General features: G+C 71.4%; 18 protein-coding genes. 8 read left to right on the forward strand and 10 right to left on the reverse strand.

The window, feature by feature from the left end; translation table 11 throughout:
- Positions 1-6: 6 nt before the first annotated feature.
- On the reverse strand, positions 7-816 hold the full coding sequence (locus OG257_RS16530; RefSeq protein ID WP_329208465.1) for a VOC family protein: 810 nt from the start codon (positions 814-816) through the stop codon (positions 7-9).
- Between the two features lie 377 nt (positions 817-1,193).
- On the opposite strand from OG257_RS16530, the gene OG257_RS16535 reads away from it, so the two are divergent.
- The 3 genes from OG257_RS16535 to OG257_RS16545 all read left to right on the forward strand — a co-directional run bounded on the left by OG257_RS16535 (position 1,194) and on the right by OG257_RS16545 (position 4,009).
- The gene (locus OG257_RS16535; protein WP_329208466.1) at positions 1,194-1,841 is read left to right on the forward strand and encodes a TetR family transcriptional regulator; all 648 of its coding nucleotides are present in this window, start codon (positions 1,194-1,196) and stop codon (positions 1,839-1,841) included.
- A gap of 159 nt (positions 1,842-2,000) precedes the next feature.
- On the forward strand, positions 2,001-2,669 hold the full coding sequence (locus tag OG257_RS16540; protein WP_329208467.1) for a pyridoxine/pyridoxamine 5'-phosphate oxidase: 669 nt from the start codon (positions 2,001-2,003) through the stop codon (positions 2,667-2,669).
- Positions 2,670-2,818: 149 nt separating this feature from the next.
- Positions 2,819-4,009 carry a flavin-containing monooxygenase gene (locus OG257_RS16545; protein ID WP_329208468.1) on the forward strand — a complete coding sequence of 397 codons (1,191 nt, stop codon included), beginning with the start codon at positions 2,819-2,821 and terminating at the stop codon, positions 4,007-4,009.
- A 45-nt stretch (positions 4,010-4,054) separates the two neighbouring features.
- Here the strand turns inward: OG257_RS16545 and OG257_RS16550 are convergent, their stop codons facing one another.
- Both OG257_RS16550 and OG257_RS16555 read right to left on the reverse strand, forming a co-directional pair.
- On the reverse strand, positions 4,055-5,392 hold the full coding sequence (locus OG257_RS16550; RefSeq protein WP_329208469.1) for an MFS transporter: 1,338 nt from the start codon (positions 5,390-5,392) through the stop codon (positions 4,055-4,057).
- A gap of 100 nt (positions 5,393-5,492) precedes the next feature.
- Entirely contained in the window at positions 5,493-5,909 is a 417-nt protein-coding gene (locus OG257_RS16555) for a ribosomal maturation YjgA family protein (RefSeq protein WP_329208470.1), read from the reverse strand.
- 59 nt (positions 5,910-5,968) lie between these two features.
- Here OG257_RS16555 and OG257_RS16560 point away from each other — a divergent pair, with 59 nt between their 5' ends.
- On the forward strand, positions 5,969-6,964 hold the full coding sequence (locus OG257_RS16560; protein ID WP_329208471.1) for a GlxA family transcriptional regulator: 996 nt from the start codon (positions 5,969-5,971) through the stop codon (positions 6,962-6,964).
- A 19-nt stretch (positions 6,965-6,983) separates the two neighbouring features.
- On the opposite strand, the gene OG257_RS16565 is transcribed toward OG257_RS16560, so the two are convergent.
- From OG257_RS16565 to OG257_RS16575, 3 genes are all read right to left on the reverse strand, one after another.
- On the reverse strand, positions 6,984-7,445 hold the full coding sequence (locus OG257_RS16565; protein ID WP_329208472.1) for an ATP-binding protein: 462 nt from the start codon (positions 7,443-7,445) through the stop codon (positions 6,984-6,986).
- A gap of 541 nt (positions 7,446-7,986) precedes the next feature.
- Positions 7,987-8,517 (reverse strand): EF-hand domain-containing protein, encoded by a 531-nt coding sequence (locus OG257_RS16570; protein ID WP_329208473.1) that lies wholly within the window; start codon positions 8,515-8,517, stop codon positions 7,987-7,989.
- Positions 8,518-8,599: 82 nt separating this feature from the next.
- Positions 8,600-8,974 carry an STAS domain-containing protein gene (locus tag OG257_RS16575; RefSeq protein WP_329208474.1) on the reverse strand — a complete coding sequence of 125 codons (375 nt, stop codon included), beginning with the start codon at positions 8,972-8,974 and terminating at the stop codon, positions 8,600-8,602.
- A 289-nt stretch (positions 8,975-9,263) separates the two neighbouring features.
- Between OG257_RS16575 and OG257_RS16580 the strand changes: the two genes are divergently transcribed.
- The gene (locus tag OG257_RS16580; protein ID WP_329208475.1) at positions 9,264-9,866 is read left to right on the forward strand and encodes an RNA polymerase sigma factor; all 603 of its coding nucleotides are present in this window, start codon (positions 9,264-9,266) and stop codon (positions 9,864-9,866) included.
- Positions 9,863-11,095, forward strand: a complete 1,233-nt coding sequence (locus tag OG257_RS16585; RefSeq protein ID WP_329208476.1) for a zf-HC2 domain-containing protein — start codon at positions 9,863-9,865, stop codon at positions 11,093-11,095. The genes OG257_RS16580 and OG257_RS16585 overlap by 4 nt, the downstream gene beginning before the upstream one ends.
- Positions 11,096-11,165: 70 nt before the next feature.
- On the opposite strand, the gene purU is transcribed toward OG257_RS16585, so the two are convergent.
- Both purU and OG257_RS16595 read right to left on the reverse strand, forming a co-directional pair.
- Positions 11,166-12,068 carry a formyltetrahydrofolate deformylase gene (purU, locus tag OG257_RS16590; protein ID WP_329208477.1) on the reverse strand — a complete coding sequence of 301 codons (903 nt, stop codon included), beginning with the start codon at positions 12,066-12,068 and terminating at the stop codon, positions 11,166-11,168.
- Positions 12,069-12,096: 28 nt separating this feature from the next.
- A complete protein-coding gene (locus tag OG257_RS16595; protein WP_329215137.1) occupies positions 12,097-12,543 on the reverse strand; it encodes an SCO4402 family protein in 447 nt (148 codons plus the stop codon).
- 174 nt (positions 12,544-12,717) lie between these two features.
- Between OG257_RS16595 and OG257_RS16600 the strand changes: the two genes are divergently transcribed.
- A complete protein-coding gene (locus tag OG257_RS16600; RefSeq protein WP_329208478.1) occupies positions 12,718-13,989 on the forward strand; it encodes an ABC transporter substrate-binding protein in 1,272 nt (423 codons plus the stop codon).
- 52 nt (positions 13,990-14,041) lie between these two features.
- Here OG257_RS16600 and OG257_RS16605 read toward each other — a convergent pair whose 3' ends face one another.
- Together OG257_RS16605 and OG257_RS16610 are read right to left on the reverse strand one after the other, a co-directional pair.
- Positions 14,042-15,502: a hypothetical protein gene (locus tag OG257_RS16605; protein ID WP_329208479.1), complete on the reverse strand. Its 1,461-nt coding sequence runs from the start codon at positions 15,500-15,502 to the stop codon at positions 14,042-14,044.
- A 160-nt stretch (positions 15,503-15,662) separates the two neighbouring features.
- Positions 15,663-17,045, reverse strand: a complete 1,383-nt coding sequence (locus tag OG257_RS16610; protein ID WP_329208480.1) for a transcriptional regulator — start codon at positions 17,043-17,045, stop codon at positions 15,663-15,665.
- 245 nt (positions 17,046-17,290) lie between these two features.
- Between OG257_RS16610 and OG257_RS16615 the strand changes: the two genes are divergently transcribed.
- Positions 17,291-17,977, forward strand: coding sequence for a bifunctional DNA primase/polymerase (locus tag OG257_RS16615; protein WP_329208481.1), 687 nt, complete (start codon positions 17,291-17,293; stop codon positions 17,975-17,977).
- Positions 17,978-18,003: the final 26 nt, after the last annotated feature.

Below are 18,003 nucleotides of genomic sequence, written 5' to 3' on the forward strand. Positions count from 1 at the left end.
CAACAGCTACGGCAACAGCTCGGTCGGCTGCAGTACGGCGAAAGCGGCGCCCTGGTCGTCCTGGAGGACCGCCATGCGCCCGTACGGAATGTCGAAGGGGGGAGCCGAGATCCGGCCACCCAGGCGGGTGGCGGTCTCGACCGTACGGACACAGTCGGCTACGGCGAAGTAGTTGAGGAAGTAACTGGGCATCATCTCGGGGAACGCGTCCGTGATGACGCTCCGTCCGCCGATCGCGGTGCCCGGCCCAGGATCACTGCCGGCCGGGGACCACATGCGGAAGTCCGTACCGAGCACATCGCTGTCGCCGCCCCCGCCCTCGGGCTCGTCGAGGGCCGTGCCCTGGAAGCCGAAGACCTCCTCGTAGAAGGCGTCCACACGCTCCGGCTGCCGGGTGTAGACCTCGGTCCAGCAGAAGGACCCCGGCTCGTTCTGCTTCTCGAAGCCGGCCCTGTCCCCCGCCTGCCACAGCCCGAAGACCCCGCCGCCGGGATCGGCCGCCTGGGCGAGGACACCGGCCCGGCCCGCCCGGACGGGTTCGGTGATCACCTGGCCGCCCGCCTCACGGATCCCGGCGACGGTGGCGAGGATGTCGTCGGTGGCGAAGTAGACGCCCCAGGCGGTCGGCATGCGGCCGTCCTGTTTGGCGGCGAGTGCGGCGACGAGCTTGCCGTCGCTGAAGGCGTCGGCGAAGGGCATGCCGTCACCCGCCCGGAAGGTCCAGCCGAAGAGCCCGCCGTAGAAGCGCTTGCCGGCTTCGAGGTCGGAGAGCTGCACATCCACCCAGCACGGCGCCGACTGCGCGAATACGGCCATGGGCCCGGGTCCTTCCGTAGCGGTGACGCCCGTCACAGTCAACGTAACGTCGGGTGCCGCGTGGCGCGCCCCGAGCATCCCGACGCGCCTAAATAGAACATTCGCCCGAATCGTGAAGGTTCTGCGCCCCTCGTGGACGAAAGTTGTCCACCGAAGTTATCCACAGGCTGTTGATAAGACCGTCACACCGGAAGCTCCCACCGCGCCGGCAGCTGCGGTTCACCTTCGTCCGCCGGCTCCGCACCCACCCCGGATCACCTTCCTCCGGACCGGGCCCGCCCCCGCGAAAAAGCGCCGTGCACCCCGCCGGCACTGGGGCGTTCCCCATTTGCAGTCGGTCAAATCGCGCTCCGATCACCCCTCGGTAAGCTGACGGCATGACAGGACAAGTACGCACCGTCGACGGCCGCGTGGCTGGTCGGCGCGGTCAGGCGACGCGGCAGAAGCTGCTCGACTGCCTCAGCGAGATGCTCAGCTCCTCGCCGTACCGGGACGTCAAGGTCATCGACGTGGCCCGGAAGGCGGGGACTTCACCCGCGACCTTCTACCAGTATTTCCCCGACGTCGAGGGCGCCGTCCTCGAAGTCGCCGAGGAAATGGCCAAGGAGGGTGCCGGCCTGACCGAACTGGTCGCAGGCCGCTCCTGGATCGGCAAGGCCGGCTGGCAGACATCCGAAGAACTCGTCGAGGGATTCCTCGACTTCTGGCGGCGCAACGACGCGATCCTCCGCGTCGTGGACCTCGGTGCGGCCGAGGGCGACAAGCGGTTCAACAAGATCCGCATGAAGATCCTGAACTCGGTCACCAACTCCCTGACGGATTCGGTCAAGGAGCTCCAGTCCAAGGGCAAGGTCGACAAGGACGTCAGCCCCGCCGCGGTGGCGGGCTCCATGGTCGTGATGCTGGCCGCGGTCGCCTCGCACCAGAAGGGTTTCACGACCTGGGGTGTGAAGCAGGCCGAACTCCGGCCGAACCTCGCCCTGTTGGTACACCTCGGTATCACCGGCAAGAAGCCGGTCAGGTAGGCGCCGGCCAGGACCCCCCACACACGCCGGGCACCCGCGGCCACCCCGCGGCGCCCCCCGTCCTGTCTCACCGACGGCGGACCACTCCCCACGTGGTCCGCCGTCGGCGTTCCCGCACCCCACTGGGCGAACGGCCCCGCAAAGCTGTGGAATGGATCCATGAGCGATGCACAGAAGGCCTTCCGCGACCTGCTCCACGCCCAGCGCGTCTGGGACGTCACCCTCCCCCGCTTCGACCCGTCCACCGCACCCGCCGACCCCCTCACCCTCTTCCACACCTGGTTCGCCGAGGCGGTGGACGCCGGACAGACGGAACCGCACACCCTGACCCTGGCGACCGTGGACGCCGAGGGAAGGCCCGACGTGCGGACGCTGATGCTGCACGACGCGGACGAGCGCGGCTGGCACTTCGCCACGCACTCCACCAGCGAGAAGGGCCGCCAGCTCGCGGCCCGCCCGCACGCGGCCCTCAACTTCTACTGGCCCGCCCAGGGGCGCCAGATCCGGGTACGGGGCACGGTCACCCCCGTGGGCCGTGCGGAGAGCCTGGCCGATCTGCACGCCCGGTCGACCGGCGCGCTGGCCGCCGCGCTGACGGGTTCGCAGAGCGAGGTGCTCGCCTCGTACGAGGAGCTCGTCCGGGCCTCCGAGGCCGCCTGGGAACGCGCCCGGGCCGAGCCCGACGCGGACGCGGAGACCTGGACGCGCTATGTGGTCGAGCCCCAGGAGGCGGAGTTCTTCCAGGGCGACGCGCAGCGGCGGCACGTACGGCTGCGCTACCGCCGCGAGGCCGGCGGCACGTGGACCCGCGAACTGCTCTGGCCGTAGTCACCGCACCGGTTCCGTGAACGCTTGTGTGCAGGCGCAGCCGAAATCAGCCCCAGAACGCACAGCAACCACGCATCCGTGATCAATTCGCAACCGATTCCGGTCTTGACCGAGACCCATCAAGTGAACGCCGGATTACGCTCCGGAACATGTCAGACAGCACATCCACCGCCGGTGGCCCCGTTCTCCCCTCCTCCATCGACCGCACCGACGACCGGCCGGTCTATGTGATCGGCGGCGGGCCGGGCGGCCTCGCCGTCGCAGCGACCCTGCGGGAACAGGGAGTACGGGCCGTGGTGCTGGAGAAGTCCGGTGCCGTCGGGGCGTCCTGGCGCCGCCACTACGACCGGCTGCACCTCCACACCACCCGGCGCTGGTCGGCTCTGCCGGGGCTGGCGATGCCGCGCCGGTTCGGGCGCTGGGTCTCGCGCGACGACGTGGTGCGCTACCTGGAGAAGTACGCCGAGCACCACGGGCTGGAGGTGGTGACGGGCGTCGAGGTGAACCGGATCGACCCGGCCGCCGACGGAACCGGCTGGCAGCTGACCGCGACCGGCGGCCGGATGCTGACCGGACGGGCCGTCGTCGTGGCCACCGGCTTCAACCACACCCCGCGGACACCCGACTGGCCCGGCACGGACACCTTCACCGGCGAACTGACGCACGCCGCCGAGTACCGCAACCCGGCGCCGTACGCGGGCCGGGACGTCCTCGTCGTCGGCATCGGCAACACCGGGGCGGAGATCGCCGTGGACCTCGTGGAGGGCGGCGCCTCCCGGGTACGGATCGCGGTCCGCACCACGCCGCACATCGTGCGCCGCTCGACGGCGGGCTGGCCGGCGCAGGCGACCGCCGTCCTGGTCCGCAGACTGCCGGTCCGCCTGGTCGACCGCGCCGGTGGCCTGCTGTCCCGCATCTCCGTCCCCGACCTCTCCGGGCAGGGACTGCCCCGACCGGAAACGGGCCTGTACTCCCGGGTCAAGGAGGGCGCGATCCCGGTCCAGGACGTCGGCCTGATCGACGCGGTGAAGCGCGGCCGGGTGGTCCCCGTGGCGGCCGTCGAGTCCTTCGACGAGAACACGGTGGTGCTGGCCGACGGAACCCGGATCACCCCGGACGCGGTGATCTCGGCGACCGGGTACCGGCGGGCCCTGGAGGACCTGGTGGGCCACCTCGGCGTACTGGACGCCCGCGGCCGCCCCGTGGTCCACGGCGCCCACAGCCCGCGACAGGCACCCGGCCTCTACTTCACCGGGTTCACCAATCCGATCAGCGGGAACCTCCGCGAAATGGCCCTGGACGCCCGGAAGATCGCCGGACGGCTGGCCCGCAGTCGCTGACCCGGGCAGCCGCTCGCGCGGCGGGGCCTGCCACGGGCTCCCGCCTCAGCCGACGGCCGCGTCCTTCAGCGCGCCGTCGGCAGGCTTCCGCCGGATCACCAGCGCCATCAGGGCGGCCGACGCGCACAGTGCCCCCGACGCGTACCAGACCACGTCGTACGAACCGAACACATCACGTGCGACGCCGCCCAGGAACGCGACCAGGGCCGCGCCCACCTGGTGCGAGGCCAGCACCCAGCCGAAGACGATCGCGCTGTCCTCGCCGTAGTGCTCGCGGCACAGGGCCAGGGTCGGCGGGACCGTGGCGACCCAGTCCAGACCGTAGAAGATGATGAAGAACAGCATCGACGGGTGCACGGCCGGTGCCATCAGCATCGGCAGGAACAGCAGCGAGATGCCCCGCAGCGCGTAGTAGACGGCCAGCAGCCTGCGGGCGTCGAAGCGGTCCGTGAGCCAGCCGCTGAATACCGTGCCGATGATGTCGAAGATCCCGATGACCGCCAACAGCGAGGCCGCCGCGGTGATCTCCATGCCGTGGTCGTGGGCCGAGGGCACGAAGTGGGTGCGGATCAGGCCGTTGGTGGAGGCGCCGCAGATGGCGAACGAGCCGGCCAGCAGCCAGAACGGCCCCGTGCGGGCCGCGTCGAGCAGGACCCGTACGGTACGGGTCGCCGCGCCCACCGCGGGAGCCGGCTTCTCCACGTACGGACCGCCGTACGGAGCGAGCCCCACGTCGGCCGGGTGGTCCCGCATCAGGAGCCAGACGAACGGGACGACGACGAGCGCGGCGAGGGCGACCGTCACCGAGGCCGGCCGCCAGCCGTGCTCGTCGACGATCCAGGCGCACAGGGGGAGGAAGACCAGCTGGCCGGAGGCGCCGGCCGCGGTGAGGATGCCGGTGACCAGACCCCGGCGGGCGACGAACCAGCGGTTGGTGACGGTGGCCGAGAAGGCCATGGCCATCGAGCCGGTACCCAGGCCGACGAGCAGGCCCCAGTAGATCATCAGCTGCCAGGACGCCGTCATCCAGACGCTCGCCAGCGCCCCGGCGGCCACCGCGCTCAGCGCGACCACCACGACCCTGCGGATGCCGAACCGGTCCATGAGTGCGGCGGCGAACGGCGCGGTGAGCCCGTACAGCGCCATGTCGATCGAGACGGCAAGGCCGATCTCCCCGCGCGACCAGCCGAACTCCGTGTGGAGGGGGTCGATGAGGAGGCCGGGGAGGGAGTTGAAGGCGGCCCCGCCGATGATCGTCACGAAGGTGACGGCGGCCACGATCCATGCCCGGTGGATGCGCGGGCGGGAGGAACGGCGGGGTGCGTCGGCGGGAGTGGTCCGACGGTCGTCGTCCCTGGCGGCGCTTTCGGTTGTCTGTGTCACGCAGCCAGCATCCGGGGGCCGCGCCCCCCGTACGAGTGGCTGGACAGACACCCTTCGCAGGGATCGGGCCACCGGGGATCGGGCCGCCCACTCCGTACGGTCAGGCGCCGGACCTGTTCCGGTACACGGTGTGCACGGCCCAGGCCAGGGCGGCTCCCACCACGTACCAGAACAGGTCGGGGGCGTTGAACGTCGAGCCGAGCACCAGCCGGGCCACCGTGCTCCGCCCGGACAGCTGGGCCGGGACCCCCGTCAACTGCGCCGCTTCGACCGCCCAGCTGAACGCGAGGGCCGACCCCGCAGCCGTCAGCGGCCGCACCCTGGGCACGAGGAACAGGACGAGGGCGTGGATCAGTACGGTGTAGAGCGCGTCCCCCGCGTACTTCGCGAGCTCACCGCCCGCCACGGACCGCACGCCGAGCCCCGCCGCCACCGTCACAAGAGCTGCTGCCGCCGCCACCGCCCGGGAACCGGCCACCGAGGGAATGAATGCGGGGCCCGCCGACTTTTCCTTCACGTCGATGACACCTATCACCCCTAAGGTCTCAGCAAGCCGGCCGTGGGAGAGGAATCCGCATGCCGCACCGCGTCGTCGTACTCGCCCTCGACGGGCTGCTCCCCTTCGAACTGGGCATTCCCCAGCGGATCTTCGGCCGTTCACTGAGCTCCGAGCCCCTCAACAGGGGCACGAAACTGTACGACGTCGTGACCTGCTCCGTCCGCCCGCCGGGCAAGGTGGCCACCGACGCGGACTTCAGCATCGTCGTCGAGCACGGCCCCGAGGCACTGGCGACCGCGGACACGGTCGTCGTCCCCGCCTCGTACGAGCTCGGCCCGGTGTACTCGGAGGGCAGGCTCACCGACGAGCTCGCCGCCGCTTTCGCGTACATCAGGCCGGGTACGCGGATGGTCTCCATCTGCACGGGGGGCTACGTCCTGGCCGCCGCCGGCTACCTCGACGGCCGCCCCGCCACCACGCACTGGTCCTCCGCCGACCACTTCCAACGGCTCTTCCCGAACGTCCGCGTCGATCCGGACGTCCTGTTCATCGACGACGGCGACGTCCTGACCTCCGCCGGGGTCGCCGCCGGAATCGACCTCTGCCTGCACATCGTGCGCCGCGACCACGGCACCGCCGTCGCCAACGACGTCGCCCGCCGCACCGTCGTCCCCCCGCACCGCGACGGAGGCCAGGCCCAGTACATCCAGCGGCCCGTCCCCGAGACGCAGTTCGCGACGACGACCGGCGCGCGGGCCTGGGCGCTCGGCAGGCTGGAACAGCCGATCCTGCTCCGCGACCTGGCGCACCAGGAGTCGATGAGCGTACGGACGTTCACCCGCCGCTTCCGCGAGGAGGTCGGCATCAGCCCGGGGCAGTGGCTCACCCAGCAGCGGGTGGAACGGGCGCGGCAGCTGCTGGAGTCCACGGACCTGTCGGTCGACCAGGTGGCACGGGACGCGGGGTTCGGTACGGCCACGTCCCTGCGGCAGCATGTCCAGGCGGCGCTGGGGGTGTCGCCGACGGTGTACCGGCGTACGTTCCGCTCGACGGTCCCCGGGCAGGGACGCTAGGACACACGGGCCGCCGTCCTCAGAGACTGGCCCGTCGCGCGAGGTCGCCCGGCTGTTCCTGGATCACCGGGACCATCACGGGGCCGCCCCGGTCGACCTCGCACCAGATCCGTTTCCCGGCGCCCTCCGGCAGCCAGCCCCAGCGGTCCGCCAGGCCGTCGACCAGCTCCAGGCCACGGCCGTTGGTGTCCTCGCCCTCGGCGTGACGCGGCTGAGGAGGACAACAGCTGGTGTCGGCCACCTCGACCCGCACCGTCCCGGTCGATCCCGAGGAGCCGAACAGCATCCGCAGCACGGCCGGGCAGCCCGTGTGGACCACCGCGTTCGTGACGAGCTCCGAGATCAGCAGGATGAGCGTCTCGGCGAGCGGCTCATCGTCCTCTATTCCGGACCCGACCAGTCGCGACCGCGCCCATCTGCGGGCCCTCCCCACCTCTGCGGGATCCGGCCCGACCTCCAGCTGAACCTGAAGCACCTGCACCGCTCACACCATCCGAACCGGCGGACACATCGCCTCGCGCCTCCTCAGGGTCACGGAACGTGACTCCCCTGCGAGACAGCATGGTTGACGTACAGTCACCGCAACAAGCGCTTCGGGCATATTCCAGCGCGAAGGAGTACGCGTGGTGCATACTGTGCGACGCACGCTGCGGAGAGTCGAACAGGAGCGCGTCGACGCCGAGGGAGCTGACTCCCCGGCAGGCCCGGCGCATCTCCGTGGGTCACGAGCAGGGCACCGTTCCCGGCCCGGAGTCGCCGCACAGGCCACATCCGGATCCCTCGGTTCCAGAACCACTCGCATCCAACGGAGCGTACCCGAGCCGGGTGGACGACTCCGCCCGGTGACGAGTCGGACCAGGACACAACCCGGTATCGGCTGCACTGCGTCACCCCGCACCCCGCCGCCCGCACGCGTCCGCTCCGCCCCCCACCAGCCCGGGACCCCCGGGCCCGCCCACCGCGGTCGATGCGGCGGGCCCGGCGCGAACTGCTTGTGCGGTTGGGCGTGTTGAGCGGAGTTCCTACGCGTCCGGCTCGATCACGGTGAAGTACGCCGCGAACGCGGCCACCGCGTCCGATTCGGCGATCCGGCCGTCCCCGTCGGCGTCCAGGCTCCGGGCCGCGACGCCCGCGACCGCGTCCTCGGCGCCCAGGACCCGCAGGGCCCGCTCCACGGCCGCCACAGGGGCGGACGCCGAGCCGGCGGACTCCGCTCCGCCGGCGACGGAGATCGCCGCGCGCAGGAACGGGCGGGCGATCTCCGCGAAGCGCTCGGGGCTGTCACGCAGCCGCTTCACGGCCCCGCCCACGAACTCCTCACGGGTGACACGCTGGTCCCCGTCCACATCGGCGATGCCCGCCATGCCCTGCCAGAAGGCCTCGGCGCCCGTGTAGAGGGCCTGCCCCTTGTCGCAGCGGGCCGTCGTACCGAACTCGGTGAGCAGACGGGATGCCGCGGCGTTGAAATCGGCGCGATCGATGTAGCCGTTGCCGTCCTGGTCGAAGGCGGCGAAGCGGTGCGCGATCTTGCGCTCGTACTCTGCGCTGTCCATGCGGGGAGCGTACGACGCCGAACGGCGTCACGTGTCACTAAAGCCCTCAGCCGGTGTTACAACCTGGTCTTAACTCAGGAGGTCACGCCGTGAGGGGCCGGGACTCCTCGTCCGTGGCGGCCTCGGCGTCGGGGTAGACCTCGAAGAGGCGGCGCACCCCCAGGGCACCGAGCACCTTGTTGACGTGCGAGCCGTCCTCCGCGCCCCTGGCCGGGAGGATCAGCCGCAGCCGGCCGCCGCAGGACTTCATCAGGCGGCGGGATGCGATCAGCACGCCGACACCGCTGGAGTCGCAGAAGAGGACGCCCGAGAGGTCGAGGACCACGTCGTGCTGGCCCTCGGCCACCGCCCCGTGGACGGACTGGCGTACGACGGGTGAGGTCACCAGATCGAGTTCGCCCCGGATCCGCAGCACGGTCCACTCGCCCTGTTCGGTCTCGTCCACCTTCAGCGTCACGCGACTGGGCCTCTCGTTCCGGGGAATCCCGAGGATGCGGAAGTTTCCGTTCCTCCTCGCGGCTGCCCCCGTCCGCCGCCCGTGAAACACCGCCCGCCCACCGGACCGGCGCTGGTTTCATCCAGAAATGATCACTTGAAGTCCGTTTACCCTGCCCGGAAACGGCAACGCGTGACGTATTCCCTATCATCCGGCGCCACTCGAGGGACGTACTTGGTGGAAAGGTGCGTGCACGGCCGACAGCGGCCACTACATTCGACGTGACGAGGGGCACAGGGCTGGGGGCACGATGGCGAAGGACGCACCACCCCGCTGGGACCGCCGGATGCAACAGCGGCTGTCGCGCGGCGAGGCGGCGGCTCTCGGCGAGCTCTACGACCGGTTCGCGGCGCTCATCCACAGCCAGGCCCACCGGATGCTCGACGACGAGGAAGCCGCGGACGCGGTGACCCGCGAGGTGTTCGGCTACGTCTGGGAGAACCCCGACGCGTACGACCCCAAACAGGGCTCCATGAGGTCCTGGGTGACCCGGCTCACCCATCACCGGTCCGTGCAGTGGCTCCGCAGGGCACACGACGACGTCGATGACGACGAGGCCGGTTCCGGCGGCCAGGACGGCACCCTGTCGGCGGAGGAGCTGGAGCAGCGGGTGCGCAGGGCCACGGCCGCGGCCCGCGCCGACTACATCGTCGCGTCGATGCCCGCGCCGCTGCGCGCCGCACTGGAGCTCGCGTACATCCAGCGCCGGGACTACCGGCAGACCGCGGCCGACCTCGGTGTCACCGGGGACGAGGCCCGGCGCCGGCTGCGCCTGGGGCTGCAGCTGCTCTCGACCGCGAACAACCGTCCGCTGGAAGGCTTCTCACCGCCCGGATACGGGCGGGCGCTGTGACCGGGGGCAACGACGGGAACGGCCGCGACGGGGAGAACCTGGGCGCGCGGCGCATACCCGGACCACGGGCCGCCGCGGACGACAGCGAGGACCTCACGGCGATGACTCCCCCGGAGCCCGGCCCTCCGGCCCTCTCCCACAAGGTGCTCAAGTCCCTTCTCGGCGCCTGGGCCCTGGCCGCCTGTTCGGCCGAGGAGACCGCCGCGGTCGAGGACCACCTCACCGTGTGCGCACCCTGCGCGGAGGAGGCGCTGCGGCTGCGCGACGCCGTGGGGCTCCTGCACAGCGACGTCAGCCTGGACCTGGATCCGATGCTCCGGGCAAGGGTTCTGGAGGGCTGTCTGGGCCGCCGCCCGGCGAAGATCCCGGTCCCGGCCTGGGCCGCTCCCTACGACGCGGAGACCGCCAGGCTCGACGCCCTGCTCCGGGACATCGGCGACTCCGAGTGGCACGCGCCGGTCCGGCTGAAGTGGTTCGAGGGCGAGCGCCAGGTCAACCGCAAGACGACGGTGGCCGGAGTGATCGCCCATCTGATGGCCGTGGACGGCCTGGTCTCCACGGCTCTCGGGCTCGACGACCCGCTCGGAGCCGGTGTGAAGCCCCTGTCGCCGACGGAGCGCACCGAAACGTATTGGTCAGCCGCTTTCAGGCCGCCCACGCGGGCCGTCCGGGAACCCTGGCGCGACCAGAGCCACACCCTCATCCGTACGGTGTCCTTCGCCGGCCGCGGTGTCGCGGAACAGTCCGTTCCGTACGGGGACTTCGCCCTCCCGCTGCAGGACTCGCTCCTGGAGCGGGCCTTCGAGTGCTGGGTGCACGGCGGCGACATCGCGGACGCGGTGGACTACCCGTACGAGCCGCCCGCCGCCGCCCATCTCCACCGGATGATCGACCTGGCGGCCCGGCTGCTGCCCGCCACCCTCGCGGGCCGCCGCCGCGCCGGGCTGGCCGCGCCCGCCCGGCAGCTGGTCACGGCCGGATCCCCGGGCCGGTCCCTCCACCTGGAGGTCGAGGGCCGGGGCGGTGGCAACTGGTACATCGCGCTGGACTCACCGGCCGCCGTCGGCTCCCCCGACCACACGGTCGCGCAGGTCGCACTCGACGGCGTGGAGTTCTGCCGGCTGGTCGCCGGACATGTCCCGCCGGTGGAAGCCGCGGCGGGCCAGGAGGGCGACCGCGAGGCGATCCGCGACGTGCTGTTCGCCGCGGCGTCCCTCAGCCGGCTGTGAACCGGTCAGGCGCTGGGGTCTTTCGTTTGGATCAGGCCGGACCCCGCGAGCCCGGCATGATCCAGAGGCCCTAGGCGAAGACCACCGTACGGCGGCCGTTGAGCAGGATGCGCCGCTCGGCGTGCCACTTGACCGCGCGCGCCAGCGCCTGGCACTCCACATCGCGCCCGATGGCGACGAGCTGGTCCGGCGTGACGCCGTGGCCCGCCCGCTCGACCTCCTGCTCGATGATCGGCCCCTCGTCGAGGTCGGCGGTCACGTAGTGCGCCGTGGCACCGATCAGCTTCACTCCGCGCGCATGGGCCTGGTGGTACGGCTTCGCGCCCTTGAAGCTCGGCAGGAAGGAGTGGTGGATGTTGATGATCCGGCCGCTCAACTGCTTGCAGAGATCGTCGGAGAGCACCTGCATGTAGCGGGCCAGCACGACCAGCTCGACGTTCTCACCGCGTACGAGCTCGAGGAGCTGCGCCTCGGCTTCCGCCTTGTTCTCCCTGGACACGGGGATGTGCCGGAACGGAACGCCGTACGAGGCGACGAGCTCGGCGAAGTCCGTGTGGTTGGAGACGACGGCCACGATCTCGACCGGCAGCGCCCCCATGCCGGAGCGGAAGAGCAGGTCGTTGAGGCAGTGCCCGAACTTGCTGACCATCAGCACGACCCGCATGCGGTCGGAGGAGCGGTGTATCTGCCAGTCCATCCGGAACGAGTCGCCGATCGCGGCGAAGCTGGCCCGCAGCTTGTCCACGTTCACCGTGACGTCCGCGGAGAAGTGGACCCGCATGAAGAAGAGACCGGTGTCGTGGTCGCCGAACTGCTGGCTGTCCTCGATGTTGCAGCCGGTCATGAAGAGATAGCTCGACACGGCGTGCACGATGCCCTGTTTGTCGGGGCACGAGAGCGTGAGGACGTACTGCTCGGCAAAGGCGTCCGAGGCAGCGGCGGGGACGGATTCGGCAGGCTGCGGCGCGGTCATTCCCGTAGGGTGCCACACCCTTCCCGGGTCAGGCCGATCTGGTCATGATGCGGAGCACGTCCAGGGAACGCGGGGGAATGTCCGGGTCCTCCGCGTCGTTCGTGGCGAGCATCACATGGGCTTCGCGAGCGGCCGCGACGGCCTCGGGCCAGCCCTGGTGCTCCAGGTAGACGGAGACGGGAGCGTCCGCGCCGACCTGGTGCATGATGCGCAGCACCCGCAGCGCGGCGACGTCCACGAGGGCGGCCTCGGCCGAGTCGCGGAAGATCGTCCCTACGTACTTCTCGGCGGACCAGTTGTCCAGCCAGGTGTCCTCGACCAGGCGGTACACGGCGTCGGTGACGTCGCCGTACCCCTCCCGGCCGGCCAGCCAGCACTCATGGTGGAAGACGGGGTCGGAAAGCATGTGCAGCGCCGAGCGCACATTGCTGCGCCAGCGCCACCACGGCATGTCGTTGAGCGGCATGTCGCCCATGGTGGAGGAGCGACGGCCGCGACGGGAAGTGTTCTCCGAACCTTGCTGCACGGTTGTCGATCGTACGTTCCCTCCGCCCGTGTGCACACAGCCCCCTGTAATTCATCTTTACGTCACCGAGCGTTGAACGGAGCACACTGCGGCGTTACACCTGGGGCGGAAAAGTTCATGCCCATGACCGGATGGCGACGCCTCACCTCCCCCCGCCCCTACAAAGTCCTCACGTGTACGGCGGCGGCAGGGGCGCTGCTGATATCCGGCTGCGGGGTGATCCCTGGAGTCTCGGGGGGCTCCAGGGAGCCCGTGACCGTCATGACCTGGGCCCCCGACGCGACCGGCGCCGACTCGGTGAACATGGCGGGCATGCCTGCCATGGCGAGGACCTACGGCCGCTGGATCAACGAGCAGGGCGGCATCGACGGTCACGAGCTGCGGGTGATCACCTGCAACGAGGACGACACCTCGCGCGGCGCGGCGAAGTGCGCCCGGCGTGCGGTCGACGAGAACGCGGTCGCGGTCGTCGGCTCGTACAGCAGGCACGGCCGGTCCTTCCTGGCCCCTCTGGAGGCCGCCGGCATTCCGTACATCGGCGGCTACGGTGCCTCGGCCGACGAGTTCGTCAGCTATCTCTCCTACCCGGTCAACGGCGGCCAGTCGGCCCTGCTCGCGGGCAACGGGCAGCAGTTGGCGGCCACGTGCGACAAGGTGTCGCTCGTACGGCCCGACTCGCTGGTCGGTGACGGCATGCCCTCGCTCGTCGACTCGAGCCTCTCCAAGGCCGACCGGCCCGCGTCCTACGACATCAGGGCTCCCGAGGGGGCCACGTCGTACGACTCGCAGGCGTCCAAGGCTCTCCAGCAGGCCGACGACGGCTGTGTGACCGCGGTGCTGGGCGAGCGCACGGAGACGTTCTTCGACTCGTTCCGCCGTCTGGAGCCGGAGGACAGCGAGGTCCGCATCTCCTCCGTGCTCGGCAGCATCGGGCAGCCGCTCATCGACCGTACGGGCGGCCGGAACAGTCCGTTCGAGGGCGCGTACGTCACCGGCTGGTACCCGGACTCGGGCGATGCCCGCTGGGCCGAGATGCGGGGAGTGATCGAGAAGTACGCCTTCGGCGACAACCGGATCGACCCCGAGGACACCGGCGTGCAGACGACGTGGATCGCGTACACCGCGCTCAGGAAGGTCGTCGAGGCGATGGACCGGCCGGAGATCACGGCGAGCAGCCTGGCGGTCGCACTCAACCGGGGCGCCGAGGTGGACACCGGCGGCCTGACACCGGTCCTGCGCTGGCGCTGGGCGGACACCATCGGCTCGCCCGGGTATCCGCGCATCGTCAACGGGCAGGTGACGTTCCAGGTGGTGCGCGAAGGGCGCCTGGTCGCCCAGAAGAAGGGCTTCGTGGACGTCACGGAGACCCTGATGGACGCCCGCCGCATGGTCTGACGTACGGCCGAAGGGCCCCGGCCGAGGAGCCGGGGCCCGAGGGCCGTGCCCCTCAGAGCTGGGTGGGGGCGCGCTTGGTCAGGCTGTACTTCTCGGCGATGGAGTTCCACAGCCCCGAGGCCTCGCGCTTCGCGAGGGTGGCCTCACCGCTCGACGCGGTGGCCTTGGCCGTCTCATCGGTCGACCTGGCCTTGCCGCCCTTGCAGACCTTCTTGTTCTTCGCCTGGCCGGCCCACGCGGCGTAGTGGTCATCGGCCTCCGCCGACGCCTGCCAGGCCTTCGTCAGCGAGGACTTCAGCTCCGCGTGGCTCGGCAGCTGGTCCACGGACAGCCCTTCGAGCCGGGTCACCAGATCGCGGCGCTGCGCTGCGGCGCCCCTGAGATCGGCGGCCGCCTGGTCCAGCGCCCGGCAGCTCTTGATCTTCTCCACCGCGCCGATCACCGCCGCACGGCTGTTGTTGCTGTCGGCGAGCAGCTTGTCCAGCGCCTGGGCCTGCGGCTCCGCCGGGTCGGCCGCCTTGGCGGTCGGCTCCCCGGCGGCGGGTGAACTCTGCGCGGCCACCGGCTGCTTGTCGTCCTTGCCGCCCTCGTCGCCGCCGCTCATCAGCGCGCCCGCACCGAGCCCGATGACGGCACAGCCGACGACGACCGCGGCGATCAGCTTGATGTGCGAGGACCGTCCGCCCTGCCCGCCACGCCCCTGGTAGTCCGGCGGCTCCTGCGCGCCCTGCATGCCCGGCGGGAAGGGCTGCTGGGCCTGCGGCGGCTGCGGCTGCCCGTGCGCACCCTGGTAGGGCCGGCCGGGCTGCTGGTGGCGCGGCTGCTGCTGACCGGCGTCGAAGCGGGGCATCTGCTGCGTGGCGCCCGCCGGCTCCTCGCTGCGGAACAGGCTGTCGAACTCCGCGGGCGGCTGCCGGTCGCCCGGGGCCCCGGGCCGTATGCCGTACGGAGCTCCACCGGGCACCGGCGGTATGTACTGGGTCGCGTCCGCGTCGCCCGCCTGGGCGGGCTGGGACGTCTGCCCCAGGTACTGGGTCGACTCGGCGTGGTGCTCGGGCGGCAGGCCACCGGGACCGGCTCCCCCGGGGACGGGCGCGATGTACTGCGTGGCGTCCGCGTCCCCGCCCGCTCCCATGCCGGGTACGGCCTCGGGCGGCAGGGGCTGGGCGTACGGCTGCTGGTACGGGTCCTGCCGGTGCGCGTACGGGTCCTGCGGGGCGGCGTACTGCTGCTGCTGGGGCTGGTACTGCCCGTGCTGCGGTGCGTACGCACCCGGCTGGTGCTGCTCCGGCGGGAGCTGCCCCGGGGCCGTGCCGTCCTGGTGCGCGTCCTGCGGCCCCCAGGGCTGGCCCCACGGCTGCCCGCCCGCGGGGGCGGCCTGGTCGGCCGCCGGGCCGCCTGCGGGCCCTCCCGCGGTCCAGGGGGCACCGCCCTCCGCGGGCAGCACGACACCTTCGTGCGCGGGCCGTACAGCAGGGAGCTGCCGCTCGTCACCCTGTCCGCTCTGCGTCACCGGGACTCCTACGTGTGAACCTATGGAATCGTCGGCTCACGCTATCGGGTGGCTGCCGCCCCACGCCAAGCGCCCAGGAGCGCTCACCACCCCTTCACACAGCCGGTAACACGCAGCCCGCTTCCGGCGCTGTTCATGGCGGACTCGAAGAATCGGCAGCTCAGGCGGCCTGAAGCTCCATCCTGGCGCCGAACTCCCGGACCGCGGGCGTCTCCCCGTACGGCAGAAGCCGCTGCTTGAGGTCATCGAGATATTCAGCACCCCGGCTGGAGCGCACCGTGCCCAGGAGCTCCATCGCCCGCAGGCCCGTGTGGCACGCCTGCTCCACCTCACGCTGCTGCACCTGCGCGGTGGCCAGCAGGACCAGCCCGATCCCGCGGCGGCGGGTCCGGGACTCCGGGAGGGCCGCGAGAGCCTCCTTCGCCCTGCGCGCGGCCGGCTCCGCCTGCCCGAGGTCGCGGTGGCAGTGCGCCAGCTCGTCCGCGAGGTAGGCCGCGTCGAAGTGCGCGATCCAGGACGGGTCGTCGCCCGTGTCCGGGTCGGCCTGCTCCAGTGCCGTCAGCGCCCGGCCCGCCACCACCTGGCAGGTGCGGGCATCCCCCATCAGCGCGTGCCCCCGGGCCTCCGCCGCGTGGAACATCGCCTCCGCGCGCGGCGTCACCCGGCCCCGCGCACCTTCCTGCGCCGCCCGTGCAAGCTGCGCGATCTCGCGCGGATTGCCGAGCTGGGCCGCGAGATGGCTCATCGACGCGGCCAGCACATAGCCGCCGTACGCCCGGTCGCCCGCGGCTTGGGCGAGGCGCAGCGCCTGGATGTAGTACCGCTGGGCCAGCCCCGGCTGACCGGTGTCGACGGCCATGTACCCGGCCAGTTCGGTGAGCCGGGCGGCCGCGCCGAACAGCTCCCGGCCGACGGACTCGCGGTACGCCCCCGAAAGGAGCCCCGACACCACGCTGTTGAGGTAGTGCACGAGGACGGGCCGCACATGTCCGCTGCCGAAGCGGTGGTCCAGGTCGACGAGCGCGGCCGTCATCGCCCGCACCGCCTCCACGTCCGGCATGCCCACCCGGGCACCCGCCGTCCGTGCCACCTGCGGGTCGGCGCCCGTGATCAGCCAGTCCCGGCTGGGCTCGACCAGCGCCGAGGCTGCCACGGCCGACCCGGAGAGCAGGTCGCGGCGCCCCACGTCGCTGCGCCACAGCTCGCAGACCTGCTCGATCGCACCGAGCACGGTGGGCGCGAACTGCAGGCCCACTCCCGAGGCCAGGTTCTTGCCGTTGGCCATGCCGATCTCGTCGATCGTGACCGTACGGCCGAGCTTGCGGCCGAGCGCCTCGGCGATGATTCCCGGTGCCCTGCCACGCGGTTGCTGTCCGCGCAGCCAGCGGGCCACGGAGGTCTTGTCGTAGCGGAGGTCGAGCCCGCGCTCCGTCCCGACCATGTTGACGCGACGTGCGAGGCCCGCGTTGGAACAGGCGGCTTCCTGGATGAGCGTCTGAAGCCGTTCGTTCGGCTGACGGGCGACGAGAGGCCTGGCTGCCATTTTTCCCCCTGAGACCGCAGTGATCAATGAAGGGATCACTGCCCGGCACATACACAAGAAATGCGCATATTCATCTGCATTGGGTACGAGCAGTAGCGAGTTGGCACAGTCCTGCAGTGGTTACCCGCACATCGGTGCACTGCCTCACGCGCGCCCCCGCCCATGCCTCCGTGCGCCCCATATGCAGGATCGATCCGCCGTGTCCCACTGCGCCACGCCCGTAACCCCAGGTGGCGGCGGTAGTTGTGTTCTTCGTGGAAGAGCCCATCGGAGTGACGGAAGCCGCACAGGTCCCCCAACAGCGAGGTGAACAGCTGCTCGACGCCGCAGCGCGGTACGCGGAGGAGCGGCACTGGGACGTGTTTCCCGGCACCTGGCTCGAAGCGGTGGAGGGGATGGAACGCTGCTCGTGCGGCGACGCCGGCTGTCCCTCCCCCGGAGCCCATCCCACCCGGCCCGACTGGGCCGGGCATGCCACCGGCAGCGCCGCGGCCGCACGTCGGATGTGGGTGGAGCACCCGAAGTCCTCGGTGCTCCTGCCGACCGGTCGCGCCTTCGACGCGCTCGACGTCCCGGAGTCCGCCGGGTTCCTGGCCCTGGCCCGGATGGAGCGGATGGACCTCACGCTCGGCCCGGTGACGTGCACCCCCGACCGCCGCATGCTGTTCTTCGTGCTCCCCGGCGCCGCGGCCAAGGCACCCGATCTCGTGGGGCACCTGGGCTGGGACGCCGCGGCGATCGACCTCGTGGGCCGGGGCGAGGGCGATTACGTGGCCGGGCCGCCGACCCGCGTGGGCGGGCGCGGTGCGGTCCAGTGGGCCCGCCGGCCGACCCACAGCAACCGGTGGCTGCCGGACGCGGCGGAGCTCATCAGCCCCCTCGCCTACGCCTGCGCACGGGAGGCCGCCGACGCCCGGACGCGCCTTTCGTAGGGTGTCCCCACGAGCAGGGATACCGA

The sequence above is a fragment of the Streptomyces sp. NBC_00683 genome (genome assembly GCF_036226745.1).
GTDB lineage: Bacteria > Actinomycetota > Actinomycetes > Streptomycetales > Streptomycetaceae > Streptomyces.

Excerpts from the sequence above, each read along its gene's own strand:
- OG257_RS16530 (WP_329208465.1), bottom strand. The coding sequence starts at position 816 with ATGGCCGTATTCGCGCAGTCGGCGCCGTGCTGGGTGGATGTGCAGCTC.
- OG257_RS16535 (WP_329208466.1), top strand. The coding sequence starts at position 1,194 with ATGACAGGACAAGTACGCACCGTCGACGGCCGCGTGGCTGGTCGGCGC.
- OG257_RS16540 (WP_329208467.1), top strand. The coding sequence starts at position 2,001 with ATGAGCGATGCACAGAAGGCCTTCCGCGACCTGCTCCACGCCCAGCGC.
- OG257_RS16545 (WP_329208468.1), top strand. The coding sequence starts at position 2,819 with ATGTCAGACAGCACATCCACCGCCGGTGGCCCCGTTCTCCCCTCCTCC.
- OG257_RS16560 (WP_329208471.1), top strand. The coding sequence starts at position 5,969 with ATGCCGCACCGCGTCGTCGTACTCGCCCTCGACGGGCTGCTCCCCTTC.
- OG257_RS16570 (WP_329208473.1), bottom strand. The coding sequence starts at position 8,517 with ATGGACAGCGCAGAGTACGAGCGCAAGATCGCGCACCGCTTCGCCGCC.
- OG257_RS16580 (WP_329208475.1), top strand. The coding sequence starts at position 9,264 with ATGGCGAAGGACGCACCACCCCGCTGGGACCGCCGGATGCAACAGCGG.
- purU (WP_329208477.1), bottom strand. The coding sequence starts at position 12,068 with ATGACCGCGCCGCAGCCTGCCGAATCCGTCCCCGCCGCTGCCTCGGAC.
- OG257_RS16595 (WP_329215137.1), bottom strand. The coding sequence starts at position 12,543 with ATGGGCGACATGCCGCTCAACGACATGCCGTGGTGGCGCTGGCGCAGC.
- OG257_RS16600 (WP_329208478.1), top strand. The coding sequence starts at position 12,718 with ATGACCGGATGGCGACGCCTCACCTCCCCCCGCCCCTACAAAGTCCTC.
- OG257_RS16610 (WP_329208480.1), bottom strand. The coding sequence starts at position 17,045 with ATGGCAGCCAGGCCTCTCGTCGCCCGTCAGCCGAACGAACGGCTTCAG.